The sequence below is a fragment of the Catenuloplanes japonicus genome (assembly GCF_000717135.1).
In the GTDB taxonomy this organism is placed as follows: domain Bacteria; phylum Actinomycetota; class Actinomycetes; order Mycobacteriales; family Micromonosporaceae; genus Catenuloplanes; species Catenuloplanes japonicus.
In genome coordinates this window covers 622,135-638,077 of record NZ_JNXY01000001.1, presented here as the reverse complement: position 1 = coordinate 638,077, position 15,943 = coordinate 622,135, and the positions used below count along the sequence as shown (strand labels likewise).

The 15,943-nt window shown below is 72.8% G+C and carries 13 protein-coding genes; 4 read left to right on the top strand and 9 right to left on the bottom strand.

Annotation, left to right across the window (positions count from 1 at the left end):
- Positions 1–69: 69 nt before the first annotated feature.
- Genes OP04_RS02985 through OP04_RS02975 form a run of 3 tightly spaced genes read right to left on the bottom strand, consistent with a single transcriptional unit; the run spans position 70 to position 2,578 of the window.
- Positions 70–552, bottom strand: a complete 483-nt coding sequence (locus tag OP04_RS02985; RefSeq protein ID WP_033337773.1) for a hypothetical protein — start codon at positions 550–552, stop codon at positions 70–72.
- Positions 549–1,907: a sensor histidine kinase gene (locus OP04_RS02980; RefSeq protein WP_033337772.1), complete on the bottom strand. Its 1,359-nt coding sequence runs from the start codon at positions 1,905–1,907 to the stop codon at positions 549–551. Before OP04_RS02980 ends, OP04_RS02985 begins: the two co-directional genes overlap by 4 nt.
- Entirely contained in the window at positions 1,904–2,578 is a 675-nt protein-coding gene (locus OP04_RS02975; protein ID WP_033337771.1) for a response regulator transcription factor, read from the bottom strand. The genes OP04_RS02980 and OP04_RS02975 overlap by 4 nt, the downstream gene beginning before the upstream one ends.
- 158 nt (positions 2,579–2,736) lie before the next feature.
- On the opposite strand from OP04_RS02975, the gene OP04_RS48335 reads away from it, so the two are divergent.
- Both OP04_RS48335 and OP04_RS02965 read left to right on the top strand, forming a co-directional pair.
- Positions 2,737–3,429, top strand: coding sequence for an SGNH/GDSL hydrolase family protein (locus OP04_RS48335; protein ID WP_157239160.1), 693 nt, complete (start codon positions 2,737–2,739; stop codon positions 3,427–3,429).
- A 128-nt stretch (positions 3,430–3,557) separates the two neighbouring features.
- Positions 3,558–5,180 carry a methyl-accepting chemotaxis protein gene (locus tag OP04_RS02965; RefSeq protein WP_033337770.1) on the top strand — a complete coding sequence of 541 codons (1,623 nt, stop codon included), beginning with the start codon at positions 3,558–3,560 and terminating at the stop codon, positions 5,178–5,180.
- A gap of 156 nt (positions 5,181–5,336) precedes the next feature.
- Here OP04_RS02965 and OP04_RS52885 read toward each other — a convergent pair whose 3' ends face one another.
- A complete protein-coding gene (locus tag OP04_RS52885) occupies positions 5,337–6,224 on the bottom strand; it encodes a septum formation family protein (RefSeq protein ID WP_033337769.1) in 888 nt (295 codons plus the stop codon).
- A gap of 109 nt (positions 6,225–6,333) precedes the next feature.
- Positions 6,334–9,537, bottom strand: a complete 3,204-nt coding sequence (locus OP04_RS02955) for a GH92 family glycosyl hydrolase (protein ID WP_051797058.1) — start codon at positions 9,535–9,537, stop codon at positions 6,334–6,336.
- Between the two features lie 172 nt (positions 9,538–9,709).
- On the opposite strand from OP04_RS02955, the gene OP04_RS02950 reads away from it, so the two are divergent.
- Positions 9,710–10,522 carry a chitosanase gene (locus OP04_RS02950; RefSeq protein WP_269746648.1) on the top strand — a complete coding sequence of 271 codons (813 nt, stop codon included), beginning with the start codon at positions 9,710–9,712 and terminating at the stop codon, positions 10,520–10,522.
- Between the two features lie 284 nt (positions 10,523–10,806).
- On the opposite strand, the gene OP04_RS02945 is transcribed toward OP04_RS02950, so the two are convergent.
- Both OP04_RS02945 and OP04_RS02940 read right to left on the bottom strand, forming a co-directional pair.
- Positions 10,807–11,973 carry an amidase family protein gene (locus tag OP04_RS02945; RefSeq protein WP_051796988.1) on the bottom strand — a complete coding sequence of 389 codons (1,167 nt, stop codon included), beginning with the start codon at positions 11,971–11,973 and terminating at the stop codon, positions 10,807–10,809.
- A gap of 35 nt (positions 11,974–12,008) precedes the next feature.
- Positions 12,009–12,809: a helix-turn-helix domain-containing protein gene (locus OP04_RS02940; RefSeq protein ID WP_033338089.1), complete on the bottom strand. Its 801-nt coding sequence runs from the start codon at positions 12,807–12,809 to the stop codon at positions 12,009–12,011.
- 103 nt (positions 12,810–12,912) lie between these two features.
- On the opposite strand from OP04_RS02940, the gene OP04_RS02935 reads away from it, so the two are divergent.
- Entirely contained in the window at positions 12,913–13,833 is a 921-nt protein-coding gene (locus tag OP04_RS02935) for an alpha/beta hydrolase (protein WP_033338088.1), read from the top strand.
- 82 nt (positions 13,834–13,915) lie between these two features.
- Here OP04_RS02935 and OP04_RS02930 read toward each other — a convergent pair whose 3' ends face one another.
- Positions 13,916–14,386, bottom strand: a complete 471-nt coding sequence (locus OP04_RS02930) for an SRPBCC family protein (RefSeq protein ID WP_033337766.1) — start codon at positions 14,384–14,386, stop codon at positions 13,916–13,918.
- Between the two features lie 69 nt (positions 14,387–14,455).
- A complete protein-coding gene (locus tag OP04_RS02925; RefSeq protein WP_033337765.1) occupies positions 14,456–15,934 on the bottom strand; it encodes a GGDEF domain-containing protein in 1,479 nt (492 codons plus the stop codon).
- Positions 15,935–15,943 lie beyond the last annotated feature (9 nt).

Below are 15,943 nucleotides of genomic sequence, written 5' to 3'. Positions count from 1 at the left end.
CATGGAGTGCCCGTTGATCACGGCGAGTCCGGACCTCGCCGCCGCGGCCGCCAGCCTCGGTGACGCGCCTCAGGAGCCGGTCAGCGGGCACGTGCGCAGCGGATCGGAGGCGGGTGTGGGCAGGGTGAACGTGGTGCGCACGCGGGTGGTCCGCGGTTCGCCGCGCTGGATGGCGACGCCGAGCGTGGTGCAGACGATCTGGTCGATGCCGCGCGGCGTGAGCTCGTAGTCGGCCAGCGGGAGTCTGAGGATGATCAAACCGGGCTCGGTGTCGGCCACCACGCGGGTGACGCCGTGCGCCTCGATCTCGGTGTGCAGGCCGGCGTCCTGCGGGGAGGCGTCGAGCAGCAGCGCCAGCGCCTCCGGGATCGTGCCGAGACGGCCGGTCTCGCGCAGCTGCGGGGCGAGCGCGCCGTCCTCGGTGACGAAGTAGAGCGTGACGCCCGGCGCGACACCGGTCGGTGCCTCGCCCGTCGTGATCACGCCGGACGGCCGCACGCCGCACCCGCCGAGGAGCACGGCCAGCGCGCCGATCAGCAAGAATCGCCTCATCGGTCCTCCGTGCCGAGGGGCAGGGACAGCGTGAAACGCGCGCCGCCGCCCGCGTCGGCGGCGGTGAGGTCGCCGCCGTGCAGGCGCGCGTTCTCCCGGGCTATCGACAACCCAAGACCGCTTCCGGGGGTACGGGAGCGCGCCGGATCCCGTTTCCAGAACCGCGCGAACACGTGTGGCAGCACGTCCGGCGGCAGGCCGGGCCCGGCGTCGGTGACCTCGATCAGCGCGTGGGCCGCGGTCGCGGCGACGCGCACCCTCACCGGCGGCCGGCCGTGGCGCAGCGCGTTGCCGACCAGGTTCGCGACGATCACGTCCAGGCGGCGGCGGTCGGCACGGGTCCGTACCGGAGACGGCGCGATCAGCTCCACCTCGCCGGTCCAGCCGCGGGCGCGCAGGCAGTCGCGGACCATGTCCACCAGGTCGGTCTCCTCCGTGCGCAGCGCGGCGGTGCCGGCGTCGAAGCGGGACACCTCCACCAGGTCCTCGACCAGGCGGGTGAGGCGGCCCACCTCGGTGATCGCCATCTGGGCGGATTCGCGCGCGTCCGGTTCCAGCGCGCCGGCGGTGGCGGCGAGCACGTCCACGACCGCGGTCAGCGTGGCCAGCGGTGTGCGCAGCTCGTGCGAGACGTCGGCCGCGAACCGGCGCGCGTCCGCCTGCATGGTCTGCAGCGCACCGGCCATCTCGTTGATCGTGACGGTCAGGTCGGTCAGCTCGTCCGCGCCGCGCGGGACGGTCCGCGCGGTCAGGTCGCCCGCGGCCAGGCGGCGGGCGGTGTCGCGCAGCCGGCGTACCGGGCGCAGCACGCTGCCGGCCGCGGCCAGCGCCAGCAGCGCGGAGAGCGGCAGCGCGAGCGCGGCGGTCCGGGCGGCGTCGCGGGCGAGTCCGTCGATCTGCCGGTCGACCGGGCCGAGATCGCGGGCGGCGTAGACCTCGAGGCCGGACGGGGTACGGCTGCCGTCCGGCGCGGTGGTGACGACGGGCGCGCCGATCAGCAGCCAGGGGCCGTCGACGCGCTGGGCCGCCAGGCGGTGCGTGTCGCGCATGCTCGCGCGTACCGTGGCGAGGTCGAAGGTGTTGATCGTGCCGTTCTCCGAGGTCAGGTCGGCGTAGGTGACCAGCGTGTCCGGGCCGACCGCGGCGCGCAGCCGGTCCAGCGCGTCCTGGTCGGGCGGGAACGTCAGCTCCGGCGCGATCGCGCTGATCTGGGCCGCGACCGCCGCGGTGAGCTGCTGCTGCGCGGCCGTGACCAGCGCCGCGCTGGCCGAGGTGACGCTCGCCCAGGCCGCCGCGGCCGCGCCGAGCACGGTCACCAGCACGAACGCGGTCACCAGCCGCAGGCGCAGGCTCACACCGGGCCGAACCGGTAGCCGAAACCGCGGACGGTCTGCACGAACTCCGGCGCGGCCGGATCCGTCTCGATCTTGGCGCGCAGCCGTTGCACCGCGTTGTCGACCAGCCGGGAATCGCCGAGGTAGTCGTGCTCCCACACGTCCTGCAGCAGCTGCTGACGACTGAGGACGCGGCCGGGGTGCCGGGACAGCGTGAGCAGCAGCCGCATCTCGGTCGGCGTCAGCGTGACCGGCTCGCCGCGCCGGGACACGGTCAGCGCGGTGGTGTCGATGCGCAGATCCCGATGGGTACGGAGGCCGTCCGGATCACCGGTGCTCCGCCGCAGGACCGCACGGATGCGGGCGTCGAGCACGGCCGGCCGGGCCGGCTTGATCACGTAGTCGTCCGCGCCGGCCTCCAGGCCGCCGACCACGTCGACGTCGTCGCCGCGGGCGGTGAGCATGATGACCGGGACGTCGGTTCTGTCGCGCACGCGGCGGCAGACCTCGAAGCCGTCGAGATCCGGCAGCATCAGGTCCAGCAGGACGAGGTCGGGGAGGTCGCCGGCCAGCGCGGCCAGGCCGGCCTGCCCGGTGCCGGAGGTGCGCAGGTCGTAGCCGAGCCGGGACATCGCGAGCTCCAGCCCGCGCCTGACCAGCGGGTCGTCCTCGATCAGCAGTATCGCCACCACAGGGTCAAGTATCGGGGCAGCGGGGTGGGGTGCCGAGCGGGCGCGGGTCGTTGCGACAGAGCTGCGACACGGGGTGCGTGCGGTGCCGGGGCGGCTGCGACAGAGCTGTGACGTGACGGCGTGGAGGCCGGGACATGGCGGCGGCACCGTTCATCGGCATGAAGACTCGTATCGGCATCACCGTCGGCGCCCTCCTCCTGAGCGCCTGCAGCAGCCCTTCCCCGACGCCTGTGCCTGTGCGCCCTGACCTCGGCGCGGTTCTCTTCGCCGGTGATTCCGTCGCCGCCGGTGAGTCCGCGCCGTTGACCGAGGCGTTCGCCGCGGCCGGCGTGCGGTTCCGGTCGATCGCGTCCGAGGGCGGCGGCAACGTCGTCGGCCCGAACGCGGAGGCCACCTGGGAAACGCTCCCCGCCGCGATCGCCGAGGACAGGCCGGCCGTGGTCATCTACCAGATCACCACCTACGACTGGGGCACCGAGCCGGAGCAGCGCGCCGCCTACACCCGCCTGGCCGAGTCCGTCGGCGACGCCACGCTGGTCATCGTCACCGTGCCGCCCATCCGCGCCGACGACTTCTACACCCCGCACCTGGCCGACCTGGCCCGCACCGCCACCGTGGCCCGCGACGTCCCCGGCGCCCACCTGCTCGACGCGTCCGAGGTCTGGGGCACAGAATTCACGCCGGACGGCCGCAGCACCGACGGCATCCACACCTGCCCGCAGGGCGCGGCCCGCTTCACCACCTGGCTGCTGCGCGCACTGGCCGCGCTCTGGCCCGGCTTCACCCCGCCCGCGCCGGACACCTGGGCGAACACCGGCTGGTCCACCGACCGGCGCTTCGTCGGCTGCTGAGGCCCCGGGAGCCCGTTTCAGGTGATTTGTGCGCTGAATCTCCGCCGTTCCTCTCGGATGGGGGCGTAAGCAGGCGATGGGAGCGATGCCAGCACTCCCCCACTCGCGTCGCGGCCCGGAGGCCAGTTATGAGCACGGTGACAGGCGGTGAGCCGCTTGCGCGGCGGAACCGGTTCGACGATCTGCGCGTGAACGCGAAGATCCTGACCGCGGTGTGCGCGGCGGTCGCGGTGGCGGTGGTGGTCGGCGTGGTCGGGCTGCTGAAGCTGCGGGATGCCGCGAACTCGGCGGACACGATCTACAGCAGCAGCGTGACCAGCATCAAGGCGGTCGGCGAGGTCAAGGCGGAGATCTACAAGACGCGGCTGGCGGCGGCGAACCAGGCGGTGTCGCAGACCGAGGCGGACCGGCAGACGTACGGCGAGCAGTTCGCCGGCTACGTGAAGTCCTTCGAGGCGGCGATGGACGCCTACCGGGCCAGCGTGCCCTCCGGCGACGCCGCCACGATCGAGGCGCTGGACGCGGCGTGGCAGGAGTACCTGACGATCGCGCAGAACGAGCTGCTGCCGGCCGCGGCGCGCGGGGACACCGCGACCTGGGCGTCCGTGCGTTCGGCGAAGGTCGGTCCGCTGATGAAGACCGTGGACGCGGCGCTCGCCGACCTGGACAAGGCCGAGACCGCGGACGCGAAGAAGAACGCGGACGCCGCGGTCACCGGGTACGAGTCCGGCCGCCTCACCTCGATCATCGTCATGGTGGCCGGCGCCGTGATCGCGCTCGCGCTCGGCGTCATCGTGGCCCGCCGGATCGTGGCCTCGCTGGTGCGCGTGAAGAACGTCGCGGAGGGCCTGGCCGTGGGCGACCTGACCCGGACCAGCGGCGTGACCTCGCGGGACGAGACCGGCCAGATGGCGCAGGCGCTGGACACCGCGGTCGGCAACCTCCGGCGTACCGTGCAGACCATCGACGGCTCCGCGTCGTCGCTGGCCAGCGCCGCCGAGGAGATGACCAGCACCTCCATGCAGATCGCGAACTCGGCGCAGGAGGCCGCGACGCAGGCGCAGGCCGTCACGGCCGCGGCCGAGGACGTGTCCCGCAGCGTCGAGACCGTCGCCGCCGGCGGCGAGGAGATGGGCGCGTCGATCCGGGAGATCTCACAGAACGCGGCCGAGGCCGCGCGGGTGGCCTCGGAGGCGGTCAGCATCACGTCCGCCACGTCCGCGACCATGAACAAGCTGAACGAGTCGTCCGCGGAGATCGGCAACGTCATCAAGGTGATCACCGCGATCGCGGAGCAGACCAACCTGCTGGCTTTGAACGCGACGATCGAGGCCGCCCGCGCCGGGGACGCCGGCAAGGGCTTCGCCGTGGTCGCGTCCGAGGTCAAGGACCTGGCGCAGGAGACCGCGCGGGCCACGGAGGACATCTCCCGGCGGGTCCAGGCGATCCAGGCGGACACGACCGGTGCGGTGGCCGCGATCGAGGAGATCACGGCCGTGATCGGCCGGATCAGCGACTTCCAGACCACGATCGCGTCCGCGGTCGAGGAGCAGACCGCGACCACGGCGGAGATGAACCGCAGCGTGAGCGAGGCGTCCGGCGGTACCAACGAGATCGCCGCGAACATCACCATGGTCGCGCAGGCCGCGGAGACCACCAGCCGCGGCGTCGCCGAGACCCAGCAGGCGACCGGCGAGCTGGCCCGCATGTCCAGCGACCTGAACACGCTGGTCGCCGGCTTCCGCTACTGATCGGCACTGCGCGCCGGGTCGTGACCTTCCGTCACGGTCCGGCGCGCAGTGGTTTCCCGGGCCACGGCGGAACCGGCTCCGAGCGTCGAGCGGAGCGCCGGCGGAGCACGACGCTCGGTTCGCCCGCGGGAGCGGCGCTGCTGCACCACGCCGCTTCTAGCCCTTGATTTTCCCGCCCTGGACCGTCGGTAGCCCGATCGCCTCGCGGACCGCCAGCTCCGTCGGGCTCGGCCCCGGCGCGCCGACGGCCGCCAGCGCGGCCAGGAACGCCGGCTCGTCCGCCGCGTCCACCGCCGCCTGCCACTTCTCCCGCAGGATCGTGTCCTCCGCGATCAACGCGTCCATCTGCGGCCGCAGCGTCTCGAAGCCGGTGCGGTAGACCGCGTCGCGCTCGCCGAGGTGCCGGACGACCGCGAGCGCGGCGTTGCGGCGCGTGGAGAACGTCCCGTCCGCGAACGCGATCCGCGCCTGCAGGTGCACGAACGCGGCCGAGCCCGGGAACCGGTGCTGGTCGTTGCTGAGCTGTCCCGGCGGGAGCGCGCGCACCGTCTCGGTCGGCAGGTCACCCTCGAACGCGTAGTAGCAGTAGACCCCGCGGTGCCCGGCCGCCCACTGCTGCGCGGTGGGGATGAACCACCGCACCCGCGCGCCCACCGGCACCGTCATCGTGTCGAGCAGTTCGCGGATCATGGCGGCCTCGCACGCTAGCGGCGCGCCGTCCTCCAGCTTCGCCACGTCCGCGTAGTCGTCGGACATCTCCTCGTCCGGCTTGCCCTGCCGCTTCATCATCTCCGCGTTGTGCGGCCGTGCGCAGTCCACCTGCCTGATCCCGGCCGGCACGAACGCGCCCTCGGTCGCGTCCGGCAGATCGAAGCAGCCCTCGCCGCCCAGCCGCTCCATCGCCTCCCAGGCGTCACCGCCGGTGCCGAGCACGCGGTTCCCGACGAACCAGCCGCCGGTGAGCACCGCCACCAGCGCCACCGCTATCCCGACAACGATGGCGAACCTGGCCACCGGCCCCGGCCCGACCTGCTCCGTGCTCATCCCTGATCTCTCCCCGTCTGTGGTGCGCCGGGGAAGAATAGCGACCGGGCTCAGAACGTGAAGCGGTAGCCGACCGGTGAGGGGCGGGCCCTCACCGGTCAGCACCACATCAGCGCAGCGTCAACGCGTACAGCTGGAGTCGCGTGTCGTTCGGCAGCGTGATCGAGCGGATCTGCTTTCCGGAGGCCAGCGGCACACTGAGCCCGAACAGGCTCACCGGCGGCCCGTCGACGCCCTGCCCCGCCTTGATCCGGTGCGGCATGGACAGGACCGTGGTGGTCCCGGCCGAGGCGCTGCCGCACCAGTCCGCGACCGTGATGGCCCGGGACTCCGAGCTGCCGTCCGCGTAGCCGATGGTCAGCGCGCCGCTGACCGGACCGTTGTGGCTGGTCGCGACCACCTCCAGCGAGGTGTGCGCACCCTGCGGCAGCACCAGCGACTGACCGGCGGCGGTGAGGAAGTTCCGGGCCGTACCCGCGGGATCCGGGGCGTGGAAAGCGACGCCGTTCCAGGTGACCGGACCGGCTGCGGGCAGCAGGTCCGCGTCGTAGCTCCACCCGCCCGTGTCGAAGTTGCCCTGGTCCGAGGCGGCGACGGTGGCGGTGCCGTCGCGGGTCAGCTCCGGCGTCAGGTCGACCGCGCAGGACGTGCCGGCCGCACAGGACAGTGCGGGACGGATCACGACCGAGGCGGTACGCGTGACCGTGTTCGCGCCGCCGGCCGTGACCGTGATCGGGTAGGTCCCGTTCGGCACGGAGGCGGGCGCGGTCACCGTGATCGTGGCGCTGGTGGACACCGGCAGGTGCGACGAGCGCAGCTCCGGCAGTCGTTTCGGCGTGACCGTGACCGTCCAGCCGGCGGGGCCGGTGGCGGTGACGGTCGGGCGTATGGAACCCGGCGCCTGGGCCACGATGTCCGCGGTGAACGTGGTCGTGCCACCGGACGGCAGCGCGGCCGACGCCGGACGCAGTGACAGGTCGATGTGCTTGCGGCCGTCCTGCGGCGCCTTGTTCACGGACGGCGGCTCGGCCGCGGCCGGCGTGCCCCACGAGGACGGCGACGATCCGACCGTGTGCCGCAGCGACCCGCCGTCCGCCACGGAGCTCCACGTCACCCAGTTCTTCGTGACACGCGCGTTGTCCAGCCGCACGTCCTGGATGTAGCGGTTGGCGTCGGTGACGCCCGGGGCGGTGATCCGCAGCGTGCCGGTACCGGTCGTCACGGTCGCGGACGGGAACAGCGGGGTGGAGACCGCGAGGACGTCCGCGCCGCTCATCGTCGGGTAGAGGCCCAGCGCGGAGAAGACGAACCAGGCGCTCATCGTGCCCAGGTCGTCGTTGCCGGTCATGCCGTCGGGCCCGGTGGTGAACAGCGTCATCGCGGCCCGGACCACGGTCGCGGCCTTCGCGGGCGCGCCGGCCCAGTGGTACATGTACGGCGCGAGCAGGTCGGGCTCGTTGTTCGGGTTGTAGGTGGGCTTGGCGTAGTAGTCGTACGGCGCCGCGATCCAGTCGGTGCGCGCGGTCCCGGCCGGGTCGGTGAGCAGCTTGTCGTAGACGAAGAAGTCGTCCAGGCGCTTCTCCGTGCTCTTCCGCCCGCCCATCAGCGAGACCAGCCCGGCCGGGTCCTGCGGGACGAGCCACTGGTACTGGTACGCGCCGCCCTCGTGGAACTGGTGCCCGGCCTCGACCGGGTCGTACGGCGTGACCCAGGTGCCGTCCACGGTGCGCGGGCGGAACTGGTTCGTCCCGGCGTCCCACAGGTTGCGGTACCACTGGCCGCGCGCGGCGAACAGCTTCTCGTCCGCGGTCTTGCCCAGGCCGCGGGCCATCAGCGCCAGCGAGGCGTCCGCCAGCGAGTATTCCAGTGTGGACGAGGCCGGGTGCACGCAGTCGTTGTCGCCGCCCTTGTGCACGCAGTCCGTGCCGAGCTGCAGGCCGGAGGGGATGTAGCCGCGGTCCGCGTAGTAGCCGACGCCGGTGCGCCCGTTGTACGGCGACCCGGCCGGCGGCTGCGACGTGGCGTTGGCCCGCAGCAGCGCGTACGCCTCCTGCTCATGCCCGGCCAGGAGCCCCTTGGACCACGCCTCGACCAGGAACGGGGTCACCGGGTCGCCGGTCATGATGTTGGTCTCGCTGTTGGCCAGCGCCCACCGGGGCAGCCAGCCGCCGTCACGCCCGATCGCGACCACGGACAGCGCCACATCACGCGCGACGTCCGGCGCGACCAGCTCCAGCAGCTGGTTCTGCGGGCGGTAGGTGTCCCAGAGCGAGAAGTTCTGGTACGGCGTGTAGCCGGCCGCCACGTGCGTCTGCCGGTCGAAGCCGACGTAGGTGCCGTCCACGTCGGCGGCCACGTTCGGGTGCAGCAGCGAGTGGTAGAGCGCGGTGTAGAAGACGGCGCGCCGCTCCTCCGTACCCCCGGTGACGTTGATCCTGTTGAGCTCCTGAACCCACCGGTCGCGGAGCGCGCCGCGGACCGCGTCGAAGTCGTAACCGTCACCGGTCTCGGCGGTGAGGTTCTTCCGGGCGCCGTCCAGCCCGGTGTAGGACAGGCCGACCTTGACCGTCACGTCCCGGTCGCTGCTCGCGTCGAAGGTGACGTAGGCGCCGTTGCCGCCCGAGCCCGCCGCGTCCCGGCTGCCCGCGCTCACCGTCGCGCCGCGCCAGGTGCCGAACGCGGCGAACGGCCGGTCGAAGCTCGCGGTGAAGTAGACCGTGTGGTCGTCCTTGCCGGCGCAGAAGTTGCCCGCGTTGACCCGGCCCTCGATCGTGCGGTCGCCGACCACGTGGATCTCCGAGCCGAACACGTTCTGGTTCGCCTTGCCGGTGTTGAACAGCACGTTCGCCTGGCCGGTCGCCGGGAACGTGTAGCGCTGCCAGCCGGTCCGCGCGGTCGCGGTCAGCTCCGCGTCGATGTCGTAGGTGCTCAGCCCGACCCGGTAGTAGCCCGGCGACGCCTCCTCGTCCGCGTGCGAGAACGCGGACCGATAGGCATTGTGGTCGGTGCTGGTCACCGCGCCCGTGGTCGGCATGATCGGCAGCTCGCCGGCCACGCCGCAGCCCACACCGGACAGGTGCGTCTGGCTGAACCCGTAGATCGAGTCGGCCAGGTAGTCGTAGCCACCCTGCCCTCCCGTATCCGGGCTGACCTGCACCATGCCGAACGGCGCGGCCGCCCCGGGGAACGTGTTGCCGAAGTTCTGCGAGCCCACGAACGGCTTCACCAGATCGACCGGCTGCGGGTCCGGCCCGGCAGCGGCGTGTGCCGCGGGCGCGACGAGCGTCGCCACCACGAGCAGATGTCGGAACATCGACATACCTCCATCACGACAGTGTGACGATCTTGCTACCGGCGCGTGACGGAAGTCAATCTCCCGCCATCCCCGTTGATCAACGAGTCGCGGCGCGATCACGCCCGGTGCATCGATAAATGTGCCTTAAATCCATTGATCGGGCGGGGTGATCCGGCCTGAAATGGTGGTCGTGAAGAATATTCGGAGAAAAGCCGGATTTGCCGGCCTGCTGGCGTTTGCGGTGCTGGTCCCGGGCGCGCTCGCGCTCACCGCCCACGCGGACGTCGCCGCGATCAACCTGGACGATCCCGCCAAGAAGGAGATCGCCATGCAGCTGGTCTCCAGCGCGGAGAACTCCTCACTGGACTGGCGCGCGCAGTACGCCTACATCGAGGACATCGGCGACGGCCGCGGCTACACGGCCGGGATCATCGGCTTCTGCTCCGGCACCGGCGACATGCTCGAGGTCGTCGAGCGCTACACGGCCGCGAAACCGTCCAACGTGCTGGCCAAATACCTCCCGGCGCTGCGCGCGGTCAACGGCACCGACTCACACGCCGGCCTCGACCCGGGCTTCACCGGCGACTGGCGTACCGCGGCCGCCGACACCGTCTTCCAGACCGCCCAGAACGCGGAACGCGACGCCACCTACTTCAACCCCGCCGTCGCCCAGGGCAAGGCGGACGGCCTGCGCACGCTCGGCCAGTTCATCTACTACGACGCGCTGGTCATGCACGGCCCCGGCAACGACGCGGTCAGCTTCGGCGGCATCCGCGCCACCGCGCTCCGCAACGCCACCCCGCCCTCCCGCGGCGGCGACGAGACCGCCTTCCTCAACGCGTTCCTCGACGCCCGCGTGGCCGCCATGAAGACCGAGGAGGCCCACAGCGACACCAGCCGCGTCGACACGGCCCAGCGCGTCTTCCTCCGCGCCGGGAATTTCGACCTCGCCCCTCCGCTGCGCTGGCACGTCTACGGCGACGCCTTCGAAATCCTCCGCTGAGCCGGTCCGGGAACGCCCCCGGATCCCGCTCCCGCTGACGCGACCGTCCGGCACGCGCACCGGCCGAGAAGAACAACCCCCGAACCCGATCTTCCCGCTTCCGGCGTGGTGCAGCCCGCATGCTCCCGCGGGCAAAACCTCCGATGATCGGAAGACTCCGCCGGCGCTCCGCTTCCGACCACCGGCCGGAGCCGGTCCCGCCATGGCCGGGCACAGGCCGCGATTCCCGCGCCCGGCCCGGCCCGCGGGGCCCGCACGTTCCGCGCACTCCGAAGACCGGGGCGTCAGGCCGACACGGAGGGTCGCGGGAGCGGAGACCTGAGGTGGTCGGCGACCGCTATGGCGACGTCGTCGCGGCCCCAGGCGGCGACGACCTGAAGGCCGACGGGGAGGCCGGAGAGCAGGCCGGCCGGGACGCTGACCGCGGGGTTGCCGGTCAGGTTGAGGTGCCAGCAGGGGTCGCCGACGAACGGGCCGGGAGGCGGGCCGTCGAAAGCGTGGGCGACCGTCAGCGTGGTGGGGGTGATCAGCGCGTCCACCTCGGCGAACAGGTCGGCGAGCGCGGTCGCGTTGTGGTTGCGGACCTCGGTGGCGGACCTCAGCGCGGGGCCGGAGACCTCCCGGCCGTTGTCGGCGGCGTACAGCGCCTCCCACGCCTCCGTGACCGGGAGCAGCGCGATCGTTGCCTCGGCCACCTCGATGCCGGGGACGTCGAGCGCGGACCGGACGACCGCGTCCACCGCCGCGTCCGCGTGCACGCCGGCAAGACCGGGCAGGTAGGCCACCCGCCATGATCCGCCGAACACGGTCGGGACCGGCCAGGGCGGCTGCGCGGACGGGTCGCGGCGGTCGGGGCCGGAGACCAGCGCGGTCACGGCCACCACGTCGTGGAGGTCGGCGCCGATGATGCCGGGCGTGAGCAGGCCGCTCAGGTCGGGGCGGAAGCGGGGGATCCGGCCGGCGGTCCCCTTGACGCCGACGACGCCGCAGAACGCGGCCGGAATACGCAGCGAGCCGCCGCTGTCGCCGCCGGTCGCGATCGGGACCACGCCGGCCGCCACCGCGGCTGCCGCGCCCGCGGACGAGCCGCCGGGCGACCGGGTCACGTCCCACGGGTTGCGGGTGAAGCCGGCGCCGTTCCAGCCGTGCGTCTGCGCGGGCGAACCGGGGCGCGACCGGGTGGACACGCCGATCGGGATCGCGCCGGCCGCCACCAGGCGGGTCACGATCGGCGCGGTCGCGGGCGTGCCGGACTTGATCAGGAACGGCACGCCGGTGAGCGGGCCGTCCACGGGGGAACGGGCGGCCGCCAACGCGCCGGACGCGTCCAGTGAGTCGAGGAAGTGCAACACCGGATCCAGCCGTACGGCGGCGTCCAGCGCCTCCTCGACGGTGGAGAGCGCGCTGCGTACCCCCGAATGGATGTGATCTGCGATCTCCAGCGCGGTCATGCGTGTAGTGAATCATCGAGAGCGCGGCGAAGCGGTCAGGCCGGGGTGACGGCGTGGCTGGCCAGCAGCGCGAGCGCGTCGGCGTCCGGGGAGCCCGGCGCGGTGTGGTAGACCGTCAGCGTGTGCTCGCCGCCGCCGACGCGCATCGTCTCGTAGTCGACCGTGAACGCGCCCACCACCGGATGCGCGAAGCGCTTGCGGCCGGTGGACCGGAGCCGGACGTCCTGCCGGGACCACATCCGCGCGAAGTCCGGGCTCCGCGCGGTCAGCTCGCCGACCAGCGCGGCCAGGCGGGGACCGGCCGGGTCCGCGTCCGCGCGCAGCCAGGCCACGGACTGGCGGGCCAGATCCTCCCAGTCCGGGAACAGCGTGCGCGCGTCCGGCTCCAGGAACATCACACGGATCAGGTTGCTCCGCCGCGCCACGCCGGGGTGGATCGCGACCGCGAGCGGGTTGGCGGCCAGCACGTCGCCGTACCGGTCCTGCACGATGGCCGGCGTGTCCCGCCACACGTCGAGCAGCCGCAGCAGCCCCGCGCCGACCCGTTCCGGCTGCTCCGGGTCGCGGCGGGGCGTGGCCAGACGGCGCAGGTGAGCGGACTCGGCCGCGTCCAGGCGCAGCACCCGGCCGAGCGCGGCGAGCACCTCGGCGGACGGACGGCGCTCGCGGCCCTGCTCGAGGCGGATGTAGTAGTCCGTGCTGACGCCCGCCAGCACCGCCACCTCGTCGCGGCGCAGCCCCGGGACACGCCGGCGGCCGCCACCGGGCAGCCCCGCCTCCTCCGGCCGCACCCGGCTCCGGTGGGCGCGCAGGAAGTCGCCGAGCAGGTTGTCCACGCAGGCCACGGTAGCCGCGCGGGCGCCGGCCAGGGTAGGAGTCCGGCACCTATGAAAAGTCCGGCTCTGCGCAGCCGCGGAGATCGCTGCCAGCGTGGACCGCATGACACCGGAAGAGATCAACACATTCCTGGCCGCGGTCGCCGACGGTTTCCGCTCGATGCGCTCGCCGATCCTGCACACCCCGGCCGAGGCGGGCCTGGACTTCGAGGACGTCACGTTCCCGTCCCGTGACGGTGTGCCGCTGGAGGGCTGGTTCATCCCCGCCCCCGGCGCCACGAAGGTCATCATCGCCAACCACCCGCTGTGGTTCAACCGCGCCGGCCTGCCCTCGCACCTGGAGCCGTGGAAGTCGCACTGGGCCCCGACCGGCAACGACGTCGAGGTCACCTTCATCCCCGACTACCGCATCCTGCACGACGCCGGCTACCACGTGCTCGCCTACGACATGCGCAACTTCGGCCTCAGCGGCAGCGCCAACGGCGGCGTGATCAGCGGCATCTTCGAGGCCCGCGACGTCCTCGGCTCCCTCGACTGGGTACGCGCCCACCCCGGCCTCCGTGACGCCGCCATCGGCCTCCTCAGCCGCTGCATGGGCGCCAACGCCACCCTGTTCGCCATGCGCCAGGACCCGGCCGCCTTCCACGACGTCCGCTGCCTGGTCGCTCCCCAGCCCCTCTCCCCGCGCATCACGCTGGAACAGACCCTGACCCTGGCCGGCGTCGATGCCGCCGCCCACATGCCCACCCTCGAGTCCCTGATCCGCCTGCACAACAGCGCCCCGCTCGACGACCTCTCGCCGGTCGGGCCCGCGTCCTCGGTCACTGTGCCGACGCTGCTCTACCAGGTCCGCGACGACGTCCTGACCCGGCCGAGCGACGTCCAGGCCGTCTTCGACGCCATCCCGATCGACGACAAGGATCTGTTCTGGATCGAGGGCTCCACCCGCCGCTGGGACGGCTACCTCCACTTCGCCCAGCACCCCGCCCGCGCCCTCGCCTGGTTCGCCGACCACATGAAGTGACCTGACCTCGCGCCTTCCCACATTCGAGACCCAAGATCCTTGCGTACGTCAGCTAGAAAGGTGACGGCCCGCCGGAGGCATCTCACGCGTCCGGATAGCGCGCGACCAGCGCTGCCAGAGTCGCCGTGATGCCCTTGGCGTTCTGGGCCGGGAAGCCGAGCAGCGGCGCCATCCACGGAGCCCGTGACGTGCTGTAGTCGAACGTCTCGGTGACCTCGGTACGCCCCGGCGTCTGCGCGGCGAACTCCCACCGCCACCGGTGCCCCAGCGGATGCCGCCATTCGATCAGCCGGTCCTGCGCGAACGCGGTCACCACCGATGTGATCTTGTACGGCATCCCGAACTGCCGCATCGGAACCGTGAAGCGCGCGCCCTCCGAGAGCTGGTGCGGCCCCTCGACCGCCTCACGACGGACCGTCCCGGAGCCGTCCAGCTCCGGGTGCCGGTGCGGATCCGCGACCAGCGCGAACAGTTCGGCGGCGGGCGCGTTCACCAGGGCGCGGCGGGAGACCCGGCGCGGGCCGGTGTCCACCTCGGTCACGATGTCGGTCATGGCTGCATTCTGCCCCGGCACGGCCGGTCCGCGCCGCTCCCGGCCCGAACAAAGGGAAGCAGAACCCGGTCACGCGCGGACGCGGTTGCGGCCCTCGCGCTTCGCGGCGTAGAGCAGCGCGTCGGCGCGGCCCATCGCCTCGGAGGGTTCCTCACCGGGGCGGATCTCCGCGACGCCGATGCTGGCGGTGACGGACAGCCCGGCCGCGATGTCCTGCCACTCGTGGGCCTCGACCGCGTGCCGCAGCCGCTCGCAGGCGCGCACCGCGTCGTCCAGGCCCGAGCGCAGCATCAGCACGAACTCCTCGCCGCCCTGCCGGCCGGCCACCCCCGGGACCGCGCCGAGCAGGTCGGCGATGCTGCGCAGCACATCGTCGCCGACCGCGTGCGAGTAGGTGTCGTTGACCTGTTTGAAGTGGTCGAGATCGACGAGTGCTACGCACACCGGCTCGGCGGCGGCGAGCGCGGCCTGCAGGCCCGCGTCGAAGCCGCGCCGGTTGGGCAGGCCGGTGAGCGGGTCGCGTTCGGCGAGCGCGCGGAACTCCTCGACGGCGAACTGCGCGTGCGCGAACCGGGCGACCAGCTCGCTCTGCTGCGAGCGGCGCAACGTCCACGCGTCGTGGAACTCGACCATCGTGCGGTAGGCGGCCTCGAAATCGCCGAGCCCGGCCTGCCCGACCGCGATCTGGCGGAGCGCGGCCACGGCGGTGTCCGCGACGCCGTTGCGGGCCGCGATCGCCCGGCAGCGGTCGAGGGTGCGCAGGCCCCCGGCCCAGTCGCCGTCCCGGTACTGGATCTCGGCGAGCGTGATCAGTGCGGCCGGGATCGCGTCCGAGTCGGTCGTGGGGGCCTGCTCGGCCGCGTAGACGATCATCCGCTCGGCCTCGTCGAACTCGCCGCTCTCCAGCAGTACGCGCGCGACCGTGTCCGCGACCGAGCTGCTCAGCTGCGTGCCGGTGGACTCCGCGCAGGCCTGGAGCCGGGCGACCATCGCGCGGGCGGTGGTGAGGTCGCCCGCGGCGCAGGCGCACCAGGCCCAGTTGTTCAGATTCACGATGATCATCGAGGGTTGCCCGGACGCCTCGGCGAGCGCCTGCGCCACCTCGAACTCCTCGGTCGAGATCCGGCCGGGCCGCTGCGCGTTGACCATCGCGGCCAGGACCAGCGCGTGATCGGCGCGCACCGGCAGCGGGTCGCCCTCCTCGAGCATGCGCATCGCCTGCAGGGCGTGCCGGACCGCACGATCGTTGTCGCCGACCCGCCACAGCCCTCCGGAGACGACCGCGTGCGCATGCGCGCGGACCACGCGGTCCTCGGTGGCGGAGAGCACCCTGCGGGCGAGCGTGACGCCCTCGTCCGCGCGCCCGTTGCGGTTGTCCACGTCCGCGACGACGAGCCGGGCGAGGTCGGCCCAGCGGGTGTTCCCCGCGGCGGCGGCCGCGTCCGCGAGCGCGACGGCGCGTGCGCTCAGGCCGTCGTGGGAGCGGTAGAGGTCCGCGATCAGCTGCCCGACCTGGTCGGCGAAGGGCTCATGATGGGACGGCGTCATGGCTGCTGG

Excerpts from the sequence above, each read along its gene's own strand:
- OP04_RS02945 (WP_051796988.1), bottom strand. The coding sequence starts at position 11,973 with ATGACCGCGCTGGAGATCGCAGATCACATCCATTCGGGGGTACGCAGC.
- OP04_RS52885 (WP_033337769.1), bottom strand. The coding sequence starts at position 6,224 with ATGAGCACGGAGCAGGTCGGGCCGGGGCCGGTGGCCAGGTTCGCCATC.
- OP04_RS02965 (WP_033337770.1), top strand. The coding sequence starts at position 3,558 with ATGAGCACGGTGACAGGCGGTGAGCCGCTTGCGCGGCGGAACCGGTTC.
- OP04_RS02925 (WP_033337765.1), bottom strand. The coding sequence starts at position 15,934 with ATGACGCCGTCCCATCATGAGCCCTTCGCCGACCAGGTCGGGCAGCTG.
- OP04_RS02930 (WP_033337766.1), bottom strand. The coding sequence starts at position 14,386 with ATGACCGACATCGTGACCGAGGTGGACACCGGCCCGCGCCGGGTCTCC.
- OP04_RS02985 (WP_033337773.1), bottom strand. The coding sequence starts at position 552 with ATGAGGCGATTCTTGCTGATCGGCGCGCTGGCCGTGCTCCTCGGCGGG.
- OP04_RS02955 (WP_051797058.1), bottom strand. The coding sequence starts at position 9,537 with ATGTTCCGACATCTGCTCGTGGTGGCGACGCTCGTCGCGCCCGCGGCA.
- OP04_RS02935 (WP_033338088.1), top strand. The coding sequence starts at position 12,913 with ATGACACCGGAAGAGATCAACACATTCCTGGCCGCGGTCGCCGACGGT.
- OP04_RS48335 (WP_157239160.1), top strand. The coding sequence starts at position 2,737 with ATGAAGACTCGTATCGGCATCACCGTCGGCGCCCTCCTCCTGAGCGCC.